This is a genomic window from Collinsella sp. LCP19S3_B11 (assembly GCF_052121915.1).
Taxonomy (GTDB): Bacteria; Actinomycetota; Coriobacteriia; order Coriobacteriales; family Coriobacteriaceae; genus Collinsella.
The window spans coordinates 21,452-36,938 of the sequence record NZ_JBQKDI010000003.1 but is presented as its reverse complement, the minus strand read 5'-3'; the positions used below and the strand labels follow the sequence as shown (position 1 = coordinate 36,938).

Sequence of the window (15,487 nt, the reverse complement as noted above, 5' to 3'; positions counted from 1 at the left end):
CGCCCGGCCCCCTATTCGCCGCGAGCCGCACGCGCAGCCGCCATAAAGGAGGCGACGCGGTCGGCATCGATAGGTGCGGAGAATACACCATCGCGTTTGAGACACGTTCCCACAAAGGCGCCGTCGCAGTGCGAGAGTACATCTGCCACCGTCTCGGCCCTGCAACCGGTGCCGCACACCACGGGAACCTCGGAAGCGGCATCGCGTACGGAACCGACCAGCTCCGAGGAGGGGCCGCGTCCGGGCGCCTCCCCTCCCACAACTAGGGCATCAGGCATGCAGTTAAACATGATGGAATCGGCGATCTGGGCCGTGGTGCGGTCGTTGAGATACACCTCTCCCTCGCTGGTGACAAAATGGAAGAGCTTGAGGTCATCTAGGCGCAAGGCGCTTTTGAGCCGCATGGTATGGGCGAAATCGCGATCGATGACGCCGAGGTCGCCCGCCCATGCACCGGTGAACATGCAGCGCGTAAACTGCGCGTCAACTGCCGCGCACAACTCGATTGTTGCGTCCCCGTCGTAAATCGCCTCCGCGCCCCAGGGCAGCGAAATATGATCGGACAGCGAGCCGATAACGCGCCCCATCGCGGCAAGCGTCACGGCCGACACGCGCTTTTGATACGGCATGCTGAACTCGTTGGTGATCAAGATGCCGTCGACCCCGCCTTCTTGCAGCGCATCGAGATCGCGCTTGGCGGCCTCCGCAACCGAAGCAATGGTTCCACCTGGATAGTACAAGGGGTCTCCGGGCAACGGTTTGAGGTGCAGCAACCCGATAATGGGCTTCTCGGTACCAAACAACTCGGTCAAAAATGACATGGCAACTCCCATCTAAACGTCGTTCCATGCACAACGGGACCGGCGGGATTTTAAATGCCGCCGGTCCCGAATCCGTCTACTCTCCCAAGACCTCAACGTAGATCTTCCTACGCTGAGGCCCATCGAACTCGACAAGGTAGATATTCTGCGCGCCGCCGCAGACCACCCTTCCGTCTTGGACGGGAAATAAGCAGCTGTTGCCGGTGATCATGCTCTTGATATGACCACAGGAATTATTGCCCGTCGCCCCGTAGCTGGGAAGGAAGTGGGCGTGGGCGTAGGGCATGTCCAGGGGCGCGATGCGATCGAGGGTTTCCGCAAGGTCGGTCTCGACGCAGGGAAGGCCCTCATTCACCACGATTCCGCAGGTGGTGTGCGACAAGATGATCGCCGCCAAGCCGTTGGTGACGCCACTTCGCTCGATCGCGGCATGCACATCGCTGGTGATATCTATAAACTGTTCGGGCTTATCGCTCAGATACGATAGGGTCTCAAGCGTAACCATCACAAGTCTCCGCCTTCCAGGAATCGAAGCGCCGTGCCGCCATATAGTCTCTCGCGCGCGTCCTCGCGCATGGGCACGGCATCAAGGGCGCGCTTCAATTTGAACGCACGGAACCGGGGCGTGTTGCTCGCGAACATCACCTGGTGCGACAGGCTCCTCTCGTACCACAGCGGACCCATGTCCTGAGTGAACAGGCGCATCATCATCTCTTCGGGTGAATCCAGATACGTGATCGAGGTCTCGGTGTAGCAGTTGGGATATTTGAGCATCATGGCCACCATTTCGCGAACCCATGGCCATGCGAAATGGGCGAGGCAAAACCTCACATGGGGATGCGTCATGATCACGCGTTCGAAAGCAAGCGGATGACAGGCGGAAAGCGGAGCGGAAGGCTCCCACGACAATCCGGCATCGAACATGACGGGCATGTTGTAATCTTCGCAGATACGATAGAGCCGCTGGGCACGAGGGTCGTTGGGGTCAAATCCCTGTTTCGCGGGATGCAGGAATAAACCCTTTGCCCCCAAATCCTTAAAGGCGCGTTCCAGGGATTCCGGCGCGTCGTCAAGCGCGGGATCCACGCTCGCAAATCCCCAGAGCCTGTCGGGATGCGCGGCGACCAGCGAAGAGATCTGCTCATTCGTCCCAAAATGGCCTCCCAGGGCGCTGGTGACATCCAAGGGCATGAGCACGCTCTTGTCCACGCTGCAGACGTCGAGCTCGACCTCGATCTCATCCCATTCCATAGGGCCCATGTGCCCCATGCCAAATTCTCGCTCCCAAAACGAGAACCCATCCGGCGCATCGCCCGGCGTATAGATCTCCTTGTACAGCATGGGGTGGACATGCATGTCGATTAACATCGCAAACGCCTCCTAGTAGGGCTCGAAGCGACCGATGACGCGCGATGAGAGCTCCGCGCCCTCGCTCATGCACTCATCAACGCCGCCACCGAGTATCAGTCCGTGGGTGAACCCGGCGATATAGGAATCCCCCGCCCCGACCGTGTTGACAACTTCTGCAGCTTCGACAATGCCGCACTCATGGAACCGCTCGCCATCGAACGCGACGCTTCCTCGTTCGCCAAGGGTCGCGACGGCTACACGCGGTCCGTAGCCCTGGACTTTTTCCAGCCACGCGCAAAGCTCCGGCGTATCCTCCTCAAACGACATAAAGGCGTAGTCAACAAACGGAAACAGTTCTTCGCAGCGATACTCGGGATCTTGGCTGAACACGGAAAAGTCCATTACCACCGTTTTGCCCGCGGCATGCCATTCTGGAAGGCGATCGAGGCAATTACCGAACAAATCGGTATGGATGATGTCGTGCTCGAGCACGAAAGCCTCGTCCTCATCTGTAAGGAAGTAATTCTCCATCACCCCGTCGATCGCCTCCAGATGCACGCGGTCGGTTCCGTTTTTGAGCGCCATGAGCATCACGCTGGTATCGCCCTGCTCGACTCGCAGGTGGGAGATATCTATCCCTTCTGCGGCGAGCGCCTCGCGCATCTTCTCGCCGTAGCGATCCTCGCCCACCACGGAAACGACCGAGACGGGTACGCCCATCCTCGAGAGGTGCACGCCCCAATCGACTCCGTTGCCCGTGGGATAGAAGACATCCAGGTTCTGGTAGACATCGGCGCAGCAAAACCCTACTGCGCAGGCACGAACGGTCATTTTGACTCCTAACGCAAGGCGGGGCGCCTCCAAGACACCCCGCCACGACAAACAGCCTAGTTCTCGTAGACCAGCGGGTGGCCCCAGCTGCCCTCGATCTTGCAGGTCTCCGCCGCAAAACCGGCAGCGAAGTCCAAGCTCTCGCGAATCGCGGCCTCGCCGCACTCGCCGGCCTTCTTCTTGGAAAGATAGGTGACCAAAAACGCCGTCAGCAGCGAATCGCCGGCCGCCATAGCGTCCTTGAGGTCCTCGGGCGCCACGGGCTTGATGCCCTGCTCGTAGAAGTTTTCGCCATCATAGGCGACGGAGCCCTTGCTCCCGCGCGACGCGCATACGATTTGGGGGCCAAGCGCCTTCACCCACTCGAGCTTCGTCTTGATATCCTCCAGGGAAGCGTCGCCCATGGACATAAAGGCGTACGTCACAAATGGCGCAATCTGCTCGAAGTACTCGTCGGTGGAGTCATCGGAGAAGTCGAAGCTGATCGGCACGCCGGCAGCCTTGATCTTGGGAAGCTCGCGCTCGGTGAAGCAGTAGTTGCCGCTGTGCACCAGGTCGAAGCCGCTGACGTATTCGGCGGCGAAGCGGTCTATCACATAGCGCATGTCGCCACGTATACCGCCTTCATTGGAACCGAGGAAGATGCGGTCCCCGGTTTCGTCAACGGTCACGCGAGCAGCGCCGTTGACGCCCAGGGCCTGCTGGCAGCGAAGAAGCTCGATGCCCTCGTCCTCAAGCGACGCGATAACGTGCTCTGCTTCCTGATCGGATCCGAAGATTCCCATGTAAGCGCTGCGGTCGACGCCGAGCTTCTTGGCGAAGACGGCGAAGTTCACCGCATTGCCGCCGGGGTACATGGTCTTGATGTGCTCGTACTTATCGACGACATTGTCTCCAAAGCCGAGCACGCTTATAGGATAGGCTGCCATGGTTAACTCCATTCGGGTATATCGCCGCGGTTACGGCGAGCAGCAGGGGTGCGAGGGATTCGCGCGGCTCAACGTGCCCGGCACCCCGCTTTAAAAGCCGTTAGTACTTCTCGATGCCCATGTAGCGACGGACGTCAGGATGATGGTCGAACACCTTGCCGCGAGCGGAGCGCAGCTCGCAGTTCATCGCGTAGAACAGGATTGGATCGAGGAACGCGCGGACGCTTGCCGGAATCTGGTCCATGCCGTACTCCATGGCATCGAGCACCATGAGGGTGTCGGTATGGGTCTCGAGGAACGCGAGGGCGCGCTCGTCCATAGCCCGGCACTCGCTGGAGGACATCTGCAGGAAGTAGAAGACTCCGGGCTCGGTCACCTCGAAGGGGCCGTGGAAGTACTCACCGGAGTGGATATAGGCGCAGCTCTGCCACTGCATCTCCATAAGCGAGCAGATAGCGAAGCCATAGGTCTGGCTAAACACGGGACCGGATCCCAAGATATACAGGAACTTGTGGTCCTGGCACAGGGCGGCGAAGCGGTCGCAAAGCTCGGCGTTGACCTTCTGGCGAGCTGCGGGCAGGATCTGATCCATCTTGGCGATGCCTTCGTACATGTCCGCAAGGTCGGCATAGCCCTCCTGCTGGTCCAAGACCTCGGCAGCAAGAGCCAGGGAGATGCCGGCGGGCACCTCCGCCTGCGGAACTCCCTCGCCCCACGGATACACCCAGCAGGTCCACTCGCCGTTATCGATGCCGGAGCCGGCGTTGTCGGTCTGGGCGATAACGGTTGCGCCCGCCGCCTTGGCAATCGTGCACGCGTCGATTACCTCGCGCGTGTTGCCGGAATGGCTGCAAGCGATAACAAGGGACTTTTCGCCCAAGCGCTTGGGGCGCATGATATCGAACTCGCGGGCGGTATACGCCTCGCTGGTAAACGTGGTCGCCTCGCGCTTCAGCAGCTCGTGAGCAGGCAGCAGGTCGATGAGGGAACCGCCGCAGGCGACCCAAAAGACGCTATCGAAACGGCCCTTTTTAGCGATTGCGTCGGCGATGAGATCATGTGCGTTCATTGTTGTTCTTCCTTTCGATACGGCGGACGAGTCCGCCAGCGTTTACTACAAGTCTTCACGTCGCGCGTGTTGATCGCCCCGCGCGAATGGGGAGCTACGCGCTAATCGACAAAATACTTCTCGAAGGCGTCCATGTTGCGCCGGTCCGCGGCGGCAGGATCATCGAAATACTTTCCATCGGTGATCTCCTGGCCAAGATAGCCCTCGAACCCATGCGCGTTGAGGACGCGTACGAAATCGTCCATGCTGTGCTTTCCATCGCCCCAAACCAGATGGCCGTATGGGTCGCCATCAATGAAGTGCATGTTCTTTATGGCACCGTCGCCAAACTCGGCAAACCACTCTTCAAGGCTCTCGCCGGCGACTCCCATAGCGGTAGTGTCCACCATTGGGGTAAGGTGCGGGCTGGCTACCTGGTCGAGCATGCGCCTAGCGTCTGCGAGCGTAACCACCAAGTTGCTCTCTTCCGGCCGCAAACTCTCCATGCAGAGAGTCACGCCGTGCTCGCCGGCATAGTCCGCAAGAATCGCCAAGTGCTCGGCAGAGCGCTTCCAAGCCTCCTCGCGGTCCTCGTCCCAGTCGCCCCAACCGGAGTTGATGGACATATACGGGGCGCCGAGCACCTCGGCGAGCTCGATGCCGTGCTTGAAGTACGCAAGGCTCCGCTGCGCGTGGAGGGGCTTTCTAGCAGCGTACTGCCACGGATACACCACGTTCTCCGGGCACAGGGAGCTCACGGAGAGGCCGCGGGACTCGATCTTGTGGCGGAGCTCGTCGGCCTCGAAATACCCCGTGTGGTCCAGCGTCACATGCGGCTCTGCCGCCCACAGCTCGATGGTTTTGAAGCCAAGGCGCTGCTGGACATCAAGGAAGTAATCGAGCGACCACATGATGTAGTGAATGTTCATGCCGGCGACCTGCTCGCGATGCAGACGGGGCACAGAAGCGTTTAAATCCATGTTAGGCATCTCCTCTCCTAGCAATCTTCGTACACGACCCGGCCATCGCTCAGCGTGAGCGAGACCCGGATGTCTCGGGCATCTTTGGGGTCTACCGCAAACACATCGCGGTCGAGAACGCAGATGTCCGCGAGCTTGCCCGCCTCGAGCGTACCGAAATCGTCCTCGCGAACCAGATCGTAGGAACCCCCGGCAGTCCATGCCCGCAGCAGCTCGGCAACGCTGACGGTATTTTGCGGGTTGACGTCCAATCCGTCGGCGAAATACCCTCCGCAGGCGCTGTAGATCGAATCTCCCAGATGCGGGATAAGAAGGGGGAGGTCGGTGCCGCAGCACAGCACGCATCCACTATCCACCATGGCGCGACGGTTCCAGCTGCGGGAAAGCCTCTTCTCTCCTATCTGGCGGCGCATGGTCGAAAGGCAATCCTCGCGCTTATCAAGGGTGAGGATCTGGGGGTAGACCTCACAGATTCCGCCGATGGCGCCCATGCGCGCCAGATCGATCGGATCGGAGTTCTCAAGGTCCGTAATCGAATGCCTGCGAGCGAGCCTTCCCGACTCGTCGCGCGGCAGGCGCTCATACAGGTCGATTGTCTTGCGAACGGCCCCATCCCCCTGACAATGAAGGGAGTAACGGAATCCTTGGGCATCGATCTTAGACAGCTCGCGAGAAATGAGGTCCCATTCGGGCTCCTCGACCACGGTCTTTCCGCCGGCGCCCGCATCGGCCCCCTCCTCGTAGGGATCGATCATCTCGGCCAGGCCGCACCACACGCCGCGATCGGTCATGCGATTGAAGCCGGAGAACCTGACGAAGTCTCCTTGGAAGCGATTGCGCGCCGAGCAGGCGTAATCAAGATCGGCTCCGCGCCCGACGGGCTGGCTCATCATGTCGACTCGAACCGTGAGCTCGCCTTCCTGCTCGCGGCGATACATCTCGTCCGCAAACCCGTAATAATCGTCGAAGCACATCTCCTTGATGGCGGTGACGCCACGGGAGTTGAGCATGGCCATATAGTCGCCATATGCATCACGAACCTCCCGAAGGGGCAGGTAGTCGCGCATAAGACGCCAAATCATCTCGGCATAGCAGGCTTCGGGCGTGAACCCGTAGCGCTCGGAAGCGGCAGAGTTGAGCACGCAGGTCTCCGCGCCGGCAGTAAAGGCGACGGCAGGCGTGGATGAGAACTTCTCGTCCAGCATATCGACCAGGTCGTCACCCATGAGAGCGTCTGGAAGGTTCATGCCCAACGCCATAGGGGCCTGGGGCCGCTCCTCCTTCCAATTCGACATCGCGGTGAGAACATCATCTGCCGAGGCCACATCGATAAGATCGGCGCCGATGCGACGAAGCACCCAGCCGGTAAAGAACGTGTGCACGTCGACAAGGCCTGCCATGACGGTTCTGGAGCCAAGGTCGCGAACCTCGTCCGCATGCTTAATATATTCGGCAGCCCGATCAGAGGCACCCACGGATTCGATGCGATTACCGCGAATCGAGACATATCCGTCGATCGGTTCATCAGAAAGGCCGGTAAAGATGCTGCGGGACAGCAATACGAGCGAACGATCAGACACTGGGCACCTCCTACATCGGCAGCAGGCCGGAGATCGTAGTCGCGACCAATCCGAACAGAACCATGAAGATAAAGAACTTCCAGATGGTCTTCCACCATTGCCCAAAGGAAATCTTCGCTACGGCGAGACCCGCGACGGTCATGCCCGCAACGGGGCTGATGGTGTTGATGGTCTGGTTCGCGAACTGCAGAGCGGTGACGGCGGCCTCGGGATTGAGACCCATAAGCTCGGTCAGCGGGCCCATGACGGGCATGGTGAGTGCAGCGAGGCCGGAGCTGGAAGGAACGAGCAGCGAAAGCAGGCCAAGGACGATGTACATGAACGTGGTATAGATGAAGGACGGAGCGCCCGCAAGGAGTCCGGCAAGCCCGTTAAGAATAGAGTCGATGATCATTCCGCCCTCTGCGACGACCAGGATGCCGCGGGCGATACCGATGATGCAGGCTGCGTAGGCGAAGTCAGCGATTCCGCGGACGAACTCCTCCGCAATGGTCTTCTCGTCCAAACCGCCGAGAATGCCAGCGAGAAGGCCCATGGCCAGGAACACCATAGAGATCTCGTTCATATACCAGCCCTGGGTAACGAGGCCCCACACGATAACGCCCATGCCGACCGCGAAATCAATGAGGACGAGCTTGTGGCGAAGCGTGAACTCCTCTTCGACAGAGGCGTCGGTGACGGAGAACTCGATGCGCTTCTGCTTATCATCCTCATAGGTGATGGAAGACTTAGGATTGAGCTTGACGCGGTGCGCGTAGCGCATGGCCCAGAAAATGCCCGCGGCGGTGAAAATGACCCACAGGATGGCGCGGAGCCACAGCTGGGGATTTCCCTCGATGCCGATAACACCCTGGGCGATCAGCACGTTGAAGGGATCGATGGTGGATGCGCAGTAACCAAGGTTGGGACCGAGGAAGCAGATGATGAACGCGGTCATGGAGTCATACCCGATGCCCAGCATGATGGGGATGAAGATCGCGTAGAACGGCAGCGCCTCCTCGGACATGCCGAACGTGGAACCGCAGATCGAGAGCAGGATCATGGTGATGGGAATGATCAAGATGTCCTTGTTCTTCAACTTCTTGATCACGCGGCTCATACCGGCGTTTAGGGCGTTGGTCTTGGTGACGATGGCGAACGATCCGCCGATCAGCAGGACGAACGCGACGACATCGGCCGCAGCCTGGATGCCCTGGGTGGGAGCCTGCAGAACGGCATCGATGCCCTGTCGCAAATCGACGGTCTCCCCCGTCTCCGGATCGGTGTAGACCTTATCGACCTCTTGGTACGTTCCAGCTACAGCGACTTCTCGCTCGCCCGCAGCCGTCTGAATGATCTGACGGTCGAACTGACCCGATGGAACGACCCATGTGAGCACCGCGAAGAATACGATCAGCATGAACGCGATGGTGTACACATGGGGAAGCTGGAGGCGGAATCTGCGCTTGGGCTTCTCCTTTTTGGTATCCGACATTCTTGACCTCCTGTCAGAACAACGATGCTTGCCATAAATCCTCATGTATAAGCAAACATCTTAGGTTGTCCTATGTATAACCTGCATGAAGGTGCCGGTCAAGAAACATATTAGATTGTTCTATAAACGGTTGCTTTTACGCGCTAAACGGACCCGTTGCAGCGATGGTGAGGGCGGCGCGGCACAAGAAGGCAGGGAGGCTCGATAAGGGATGCTCCCGAGAAGCCTCGCGCGTTCCGGTTATGCATAAAGGGATGCAAGGCTCCAAGAGGCGGGAGCAGCCTCCACGGGACTCGCTAGATATCGAAGCTGTAGCGTGAACCCACGTAGTACTGTCTGCCGTAGCAGAAGGGTTCTCCGTTGGAATCGAGAAAGCCCACGTTCATGAAGAAGAGCGGCTCCCCTACTGGGACCTTGAGCTCGCGGGCGGTATCGATTCCCGCACGGGCAATCTCCAACCTGCAGGGATCGGACGAACAGGGATACCTGCCCGTACGCTCCCCCACAGTCTCGAATATCGAACAATTGGAGAGACTGATATCTTTGAGAAATTCGAATCCCTCGACAGGATAGTAGTTGTTCTCGAACAGGACCGGCACGCCGTCTGCGGTACGCACGCGTGAGACCAAGATGAGGTCAGAGCCTTCATCCAGGCCCAAGAAAGAAGCGAGGTCGCGATCGGCGGCAACGACCCTGCGGGCGACAACGCGAGCGCCCGCCTTCTGGCCGTTTTCAGCGCATGCTTGGGTAAAACTCTGAACATCGTCCTTCTGATGCACCTTGCGAATTATCTTGGTCGCGGTCACAAACGTACCACGCCCCTGCCGCTTGGTGAGATACCCCTCGTCCACAAGCCCCTCTATAGCGCGGCGAACCGTGACCCTTCCCACGCCGTACATCTTAGAAAGCTCAAGTTCCGTTGGGATCTGCGAATCAACGGGATATGTCCCCTGCTCGATATCGCTCTTAAGCAAATCGAGCACCTGTTGATACAGCGGGGCGGAAGAGCCCCCATCCAGATGCGCATCCACAAAAACTCTCCCTTTACGGCGTTCCTGATCTCATAGACTTCATTCTACCGCACATGGGAAAATGGGGCTAAACATATAGGAGCTCTGCATGTTTGAGCAGATCGGGAATCTGGTCGATGATTTCGTCCGCGCTTACTTGCGAAAAACCAAAACGCTCCTCGCGCTTGGCGAACCCGCCCGGAGGCGGCCCCAGCGCGAGACCGTCCAGCACAAGCACCCCCGAGCTGCCGCTCGCCGCTGGTTGAGCAAAAGTCAGCGAGCGGGTTCCAAGTGCCCCAGGTCGCCGTGAAAGAGGAGCGACGCGTACTTCTGTACGCGAGCGACGGTTTGAACGGCGAGATGGGGTGCTTGGAACCCGCGCAGCGTCGAGCCTTTACGCGGTTTGGTAAAACCGCGTAACAAAGTTACTCGTTGTCGCCCGCGGTCATTTGGGTTGCGGAGAGTACGCCGTCGGCAGCGGTTGCGGCTGCGGCGTCGGGCCAGACCCAGTCGGTAAAGGCCGGGTGATCGAAGCCCTCGTCGCACGCGAACTCAAAGGCCTCGGTGCGGAAGGCCTCCCACTCATCAATCTGCTCGGCAAACTTATCGGCGTCAACCATGCGCAGCACGTCGGCGGCCAGGGCCCAGCGGTCCATGTTGTTCAGGCGCAGCATGTCAAACGGCGTGGTCGTGGAGCCCTTCTCCTCGTAGCCGTGGACGCGGAAGGCATCGTGGCCGGGACGGTTCCAGATCAGGCGGCGAATCGTGCCGGCATAGGCGTGGAATGCGAAGAGCACGGGCTTCTCGCCGCGGCCAAACAGCTCAGCCCAGCGCTCATCGCTGATGGCTTGGTCGTTCTCGCAGACGTTCTGGATCTTGAGCAGATCGACTACGTTGACAAACCAGACCTTGATGCCCAGCCCGCGCAGCATATCGGTTGCGGCCAGTGCCTCGAGCGTCGGCACGTCACCGCAAGTAGCGACCACGACGTCGGCCTCGGCGAGCGAGTCGGCAGTCGATGCCCACTCCCAGGTCGCTACGCCCTCGGCGAGCTCAGACTTGGCCTCGTCGACCGTCTGGAAGGTGGGGGCGGGCTGCTTGCCACAGAAGATGGCATTGACGCAGTCGGTGGACTGGTAGACGCGCTCGGCCACAGCAAGGGCCATATTGGCATCGGCCGGATAATAAGCATTCACGACATGCGTGTCGTTGGCCTTGTTGAGCAGCAGGTCGATAAAGCCGGGGTCCTGGTGCGAAAAGCCGTTGTGGTCCTGGCGCCAGACATGGCTCGACAGCAAAATATTGAGGCCGCTGATAGGAGCACGCCACGGAATCTCGCGCTTGGTCGCTTCGAGCCATTTGCAGTGCTGGTTGACCATGGAATCGACCACGTGGACAAAGCTCTCGTAGGAGCTCCACACACCGGAGCGGCCGGTGAGCACGTAGGCCTCGAGGAAGCCCTCGCACTGGTGCTCGGACAGCTGCTCGACAACCTTACCGGAACCGGCCAGCAGCTCGTCGTTGGCGTCGTCCTCGTAGAAACCGGCATCCCACTGCTTCTTGGTCACCTTATAGGCAGCCTGCAGGCGGTTGGACGCGGTCTCGTCGGGACCGAAGATGCGGAAATCATCCATGTTCTTGGCCAGAACATCGGCAGTGTACTCACCAAAGACGCGGGCGGCCTCGGTGGAGCCCCAGCCGTGGCCCTTACTTGCGATGGGGATCTCGTGAGCGTGAATATCGGGAAGCTCGAGCTCGCGGCGTACCTTGCCGCCGTTCGCGTTGGGATTGGCGCCGATACGCAGCTCGCCGGTCGGCATAAAGGCCGTCACCTCGGGGCGCACCTGGCCCTCGGGCGTAAAGAGCTCCTCGGGCTTGTAGGAGCGCAGCCACTCGCGCAGCACGCGGAAGTGCTCGTGGGTATCTTTGGCGCTCGCGAGCGGCACCTGATGGGCGCGCCAGGAGTCCTCGGTCTTCTTGCCATCAATCTGCTTGGGGCAGGTCCAACCCTTGGGCGTACGGAACACGATCATGGGATAGGCCGGACGGACCACGGTCTCGCCCGCAGTGGCCTGAGCCATAGCGGTGGCCTTGATGTCGCAGATCTCATCGAAGACCTGCTCGAACAGGGCGGCGAAACGCGCATGAATGCTCGCATGGCTCTCGTCGTCAAAGCCGGCGACAAAGAAATGCGGCTTATAGCCCATGCCCTCAAAGAACTTGGTGAGCTCCTCGTCGGACACGCGGGCAAGAATGGTGGGGTTGGCGATCTTGTAGCCGTTGAGGTGCAGGATCGGCAGGACGATACCATCGGTTGCCGGGTTCACGAGCTTATTAGACTGCCAAGAGGTCGCGAGCGGACCGGTCTCGGACTCGCCGTCGCCCACCACAGCCACGGCCAGCAGGCTCGGGTTATCCATGACGGCACCGTAGGCGTGGCTGAGCGTGTAGCCGAGCTCGCCGCCCTCGTGGATGGAGCCAGGCGTCTCGGGCGCAAAATGGCTCGGAATACCGCCGGGGTAGGAAAACTGGCGGAAGAACTTCTGCAGGCCGGCCTCGTCATTGGTAATGTCGGGGCGAATCTCGCGGTAGGTACCATCGAGCAACGACTGGGCGGTGCCAGCGGGGCCACCGTGACCCGGGCCCATCAAGAAGATCGCGTTCTGGTTGTGATCGGCGATGAGGCGGTTGACATGACCGAACAGAAAGTTGATGCCGGGCGTGGTGCCCCAGTGACCGACCAGGCGGTGCTTAACGTCCGGGCGACCAAAGTCGCGCACCTCGCCGGTTTTCTCATCGACAAAGTCGGGGCGCATGAGCGGGTTAGAGCGAAGGTAGATCTGACCGACGGACAGATAATTCGATGCACGCCAATACAGGTCGACGCCCTCGAGCTCGGAAGCCGGCACCTCGTGGCCCAGCTTTTTCCACGGCGTCCCCAGTGTTTTAGCCATTGTTTATGTCCCTCCGCTGTGCGGTCGCCCTCCAATACGGCAACCATTCGTTGGGACTAGTATATTTGCTAAAACGTTTTATCATGGTGAAAAAACGTTTTATCACCCTTATCAATCACATCGATCAACAAAACGCGACATTCACCTGCGGCATTGTCTGCCACAGGTGCTCCACATTCGGTCTCTGCAAATTGATAAACGTGTTTAGTTGTGTTTAGTAAGCTCGAGCACGCTGCCCTTAACGATAAGCGCCGGCTCCAGGACGACCTCTTCGGCACGCCTACCGCCCCTACCGGCAAGACGCTTGGACATGCAGCCAAAAGCATGTTCCGCGAGGACACCAGGATCCTGCTCAATGGCGGTCAGCGCCGGCTCAAAGAGAACGTCGGCCGCCGAGTTGTCATAGCTCACCACCGAAATATCGCCCGGGATGCTCTTCCCCATCTCGTGCAAACGCTTGAGCAAACCGAGGGCAATGTTGTCCGAGCTCGCGAATACGGCAGTGGCATCGGTTGCGAGCACCGCCTCCGAGGCCTCGTAGGCGCTCGGAATGTAGTACTCGCTCTCAAACTCCAAACGCGCGTCGATAGGCAGGCCAACCTCGCGCAGCGCGCGCTCATAGCCGGCAAGTCGCTTGCGACCCGTATTGGAACGACGCGCATTAACCAAGCAGGCAATACGACGGTGGCCCTGCTCGATCAGATAGCGGGTAGCCATATAGCCACCCATCTCGTGGTCGAACATCACCTTGTCGCACTCGAGCCCCTCAATGGCGCGGTCGACCATCACGGCAGGGATGGGTAGATGGCTGACCTCTTCGCGCAGGGCACGGTCGTCCGAGAACTCGTCGCCTACCACCAGGAAGACACCATCGACGCCGCGCGTCACCAGCTGGCGCAGCAGTTCCAGGTCGTCGTCGGCGCTTCCGCCCGAGCTGGTAATAAAGAGCGCATAGCCGTCCTCGCGGCAGCGCTTTTCCAAGCTACCGGCAAGTGAGGCAAAAAATCGGCTCTCGATGTTGGGGACGATAAGACCCAGGGTGCGTGACTCGCGCATGACCAGGCTGCGCGCAATCTGGTTGGGAACATAGTGGTTGCGCGCCGCGACCTCCTTGATGAGCTTGCGGTTTTCTTCCGAGATGCGACAAGGCCGATTGTTGAGAACAAGCGAGACCGACGAGGGGGAAAGCCCCACCTCCTGGGCGATCTGCTTGAGGGTGACTTTGTTGGCCATCTCGCTCCTTCCAGGTTTACGCGCAATCTCTTGAAAGTATAGCGACTGCCCCTCTACCTCGATGATAAACACTTTACCAATCCGGTAGACGGCTGTTTTATTGCCGCCAGCGTACCAAATACGTCCAGGTGGGGTATATTGCAATCGATTGATGACAACGACCACCAAAAGGCGGATATTCGGATGCACGAGAACGACTTTTTTAACGAGGACCTGCTGTGCGCGCTCGCTGGCGTTGCCGGCGAGGACAACGTGTTGATGAGCGAGCCCATGCGCGAGCACACCACGTTTAAGATTGGCGGCCCGGCCGACGTCTTTGTCACGCCCGACACCGAGCAGGGCCTCGTCGCCACGCTCGATACCTGCTATCGCTGCGATCTGCCACTCACCATCGTGGGCAACGGCTCCGACCTACTCGTCGGCGACAAGGGCATACGCGGCGTCGTCGTAGCGCTAGGCGAGGGCCTCTCCGCCATTACCGTCGACGGCACGCACGTTACGGCAGCAGCCGGTGCGCTGCTTTCGGATGTTGCGGCCACGGCAGCCGAAGCCTGCCTCACCGGCATGGAGCCCATCTCGGGCATCCCCGGATCGGTCGGCGGCGCCTGCTACATGAACGCCGGCGCCTACGGTGCCTGCATGGCCGATGTTTTGGAGTCCGTGCGCGTCTATAAGCCCGCCCGCGCGCTCGACGACGGCACCCGCGGTAGCGGCAGCATCATCGAGTTCGATGTCGACGAGCTCAATCTGGGCTATCGCAAGAGCCGCATCGCCGACGACGGCTTCATCGTGCTTTCGGCCACCTTCAATCTCGCCCCGGGCAACGCCGCGATGATCAAGGCCGACATGGACGACTACCGCCAACGCCGCGAGGACAAGCAGCCGCTCGACATGCCGAGCGCCGGCTCCACTTTCAAGCGCCCCGAGGGCCACTTTGCCGGCAAGCTCATCATGGACGCCGGGCTGCGCGGCCACGCTGTCGGCGGCGCCCAGGTGAGCGAAAAGCACTGCGGCTTTATCGTCAACGCCGACCACGCCACCGCCGCCGACGTCGACGAACTCATCCGCCACATCCAAGCAACCGTCAAAGACCAATTCGGCGTAGACCTAGAACCCGAAGTCCACCGAGTAGGCGAATTTTTATAAAAGGAAGGCCCCGAAAGGGGCCTTCACTTTCTTTAATTCAGACAACCAGTCCGGTGTGTCGCGCCTTGAGCCCGGAAGGTCCGGGACTGCGGGCGAGGCATAAGGTTGATCGCGAGTTCCGCACGCAAAGA

At 59.9% G+C, this 15,487-nt stretch carries 14 protein-coding genes; 1 reads left to right on the top strand and 13 read right to left on the bottom strand.

The genetic code is table 11. From position 1 onward, the window contains the following. Positions 1 to 11: 11 nt before the first annotated feature. The 13 genes from ACTQV4_RS02675 to ACTQV4_RS02615 all read right to left on the bottom strand — a co-directional run bounded on the left by ACTQV4_RS02675 (position 12) and on the right by ACTQV4_RS02615 (position 14,210). Positions 12 to 821: a BtpA/SgcQ family protein gene (locus ACTQV4_RS02675; RefSeq protein WP_441540174.1), complete on the bottom strand. Its 810-nt coding sequence runs from the start codon at positions 819 to 821 to the stop codon at positions 12 to 14. 76 nt (positions 822 to 897) lie between these two features. Next, positions 898 to 1,326 carry a secondary thiamine-phosphate synthase enzyme YjbQ gene (locus ACTQV4_RS02670; RefSeq protein ID WP_441540305.1) on the bottom strand — a complete coding sequence of 143 codons (429 nt, stop codon included), beginning with the start codon at positions 1,324 to 1,326 and terminating at the stop codon, positions 898 to 900. Next, positions 1,326 to 2,189, bottom strand: a complete 864-nt coding sequence (locus ACTQV4_RS02665; protein ID WP_441540173.1) for an amidohydrolase family protein — start codon at positions 2,187 to 2,189, stop codon at positions 1,326 to 1,328. Before ACTQV4_RS02665 ends, ACTQV4_RS02670 begins: the two co-directional genes overlap by 1 nt. 12 nt (positions 2,190 to 2,201) lie before the next feature. Beyond that, positions 2,202 to 3,002, bottom strand: coding sequence for a fructoselysine 6-kinase (frlD, locus tag ACTQV4_RS02660; RefSeq protein WP_441540172.1), 801 nt, complete (start codon positions 3,000 to 3,002; stop codon positions 2,202 to 2,204). A 56-nt stretch (positions 3,003 to 3,058) separates the two neighbouring features. Continuing rightward, positions 3,059 to 3,931, bottom strand: coding sequence for a PfkB family carbohydrate kinase (locus ACTQV4_RS02655; protein WP_441540171.1), 873 nt, complete (start codon positions 3,929 to 3,931; stop codon positions 3,059 to 3,061). A gap of 100 nt (positions 3,932 to 4,031) precedes the next feature. Further along, positions 4,032 to 5,000, bottom strand: a complete 969-nt coding sequence (locus ACTQV4_RS02650) for an SIS domain-containing protein (RefSeq protein WP_441540170.1) — start codon at positions 4,998 to 5,000, stop codon at positions 4,032 to 4,034. A 101-nt stretch (positions 5,001 to 5,101) separates the two neighbouring features. Beyond that, positions 5,102 to 5,959 (bottom strand): sugar phosphate isomerase/epimerase family protein, encoded by an 858-nt coding sequence (locus ACTQV4_RS02645; RefSeq protein WP_441540169.1) that lies wholly within the window; start codon positions 5,957 to 5,959, stop codon positions 5,102 to 5,104. A gap of 17 nt (positions 5,960 to 5,976) precedes the next feature. Continuing rightward, positions 5,977 to 7,539: an amidohydrolase gene (locus ACTQV4_RS02640; RefSeq protein ID WP_441540168.1), complete on the bottom strand. Its 1,563-nt coding sequence runs from the start codon at positions 7,537 to 7,539 to the stop codon at positions 5,977 to 5,979. A 10-nt stretch (positions 7,540 to 7,549) separates the two neighbouring features. Continuing rightward, positions 7,550 to 9,013 (bottom strand): YfcC family protein, encoded by a 1,464-nt coding sequence (locus ACTQV4_RS02635; RefSeq protein WP_441540167.1) that lies wholly within the window; start codon positions 9,011 to 9,013, stop codon positions 7,550 to 7,552. Positions 9,014 to 9,309: 296 nt separating this feature from the next. Next, positions 9,310 to 10,044: a GntR family transcriptional regulator gene (locus ACTQV4_RS02630; RefSeq protein WP_441560753.1), complete on the bottom strand. Its 735-nt coding sequence runs from the start codon at positions 10,042 to 10,044 to the stop codon at positions 9,310 to 9,312. Between the two features lie 67 nt (positions 10,045 to 10,111). Further along, positions 10,112 to 10,255, bottom strand: coding sequence for a hypothetical protein (locus ACTQV4_RS02625; RefSeq protein WP_441540165.1), 144 nt, complete (start codon positions 10,253 to 10,255; stop codon positions 10,112 to 10,114). A 193-nt stretch (positions 10,256 to 10,448) separates the two neighbouring features. Next, entirely contained in the window at positions 10,449 to 12,977 is a 2,529-nt protein-coding gene (locus ACTQV4_RS02620) for a phosphoketolase family protein (protein WP_441540164.1), read from the bottom strand. 204 nt (positions 12,978 to 13,181) lie between these two features. Continuing rightward, complete coding sequence (locus ACTQV4_RS02615; protein ID WP_118388843.1) at positions 13,182 to 14,210, bottom strand: LacI family DNA-binding transcriptional regulator; 1,029 nt, start codon at positions 14,208 to 14,210, stop codon at positions 13,182 to 13,184. Positions 14,211 to 14,393: 183 nt separating this feature from the next. Between ACTQV4_RS02615 and murB the strand changes: the two genes are divergently transcribed. Next, a complete protein-coding gene (murB, locus tag ACTQV4_RS02610; protein ID WP_441559433.1) occupies positions 14,394 to 15,356 on the top strand; it encodes a UDP-N-acetylmuramate dehydrogenase in 963 nt (320 codons plus the stop codon). Positions 15,357 to 15,487 lie beyond the last annotated feature (131 nt).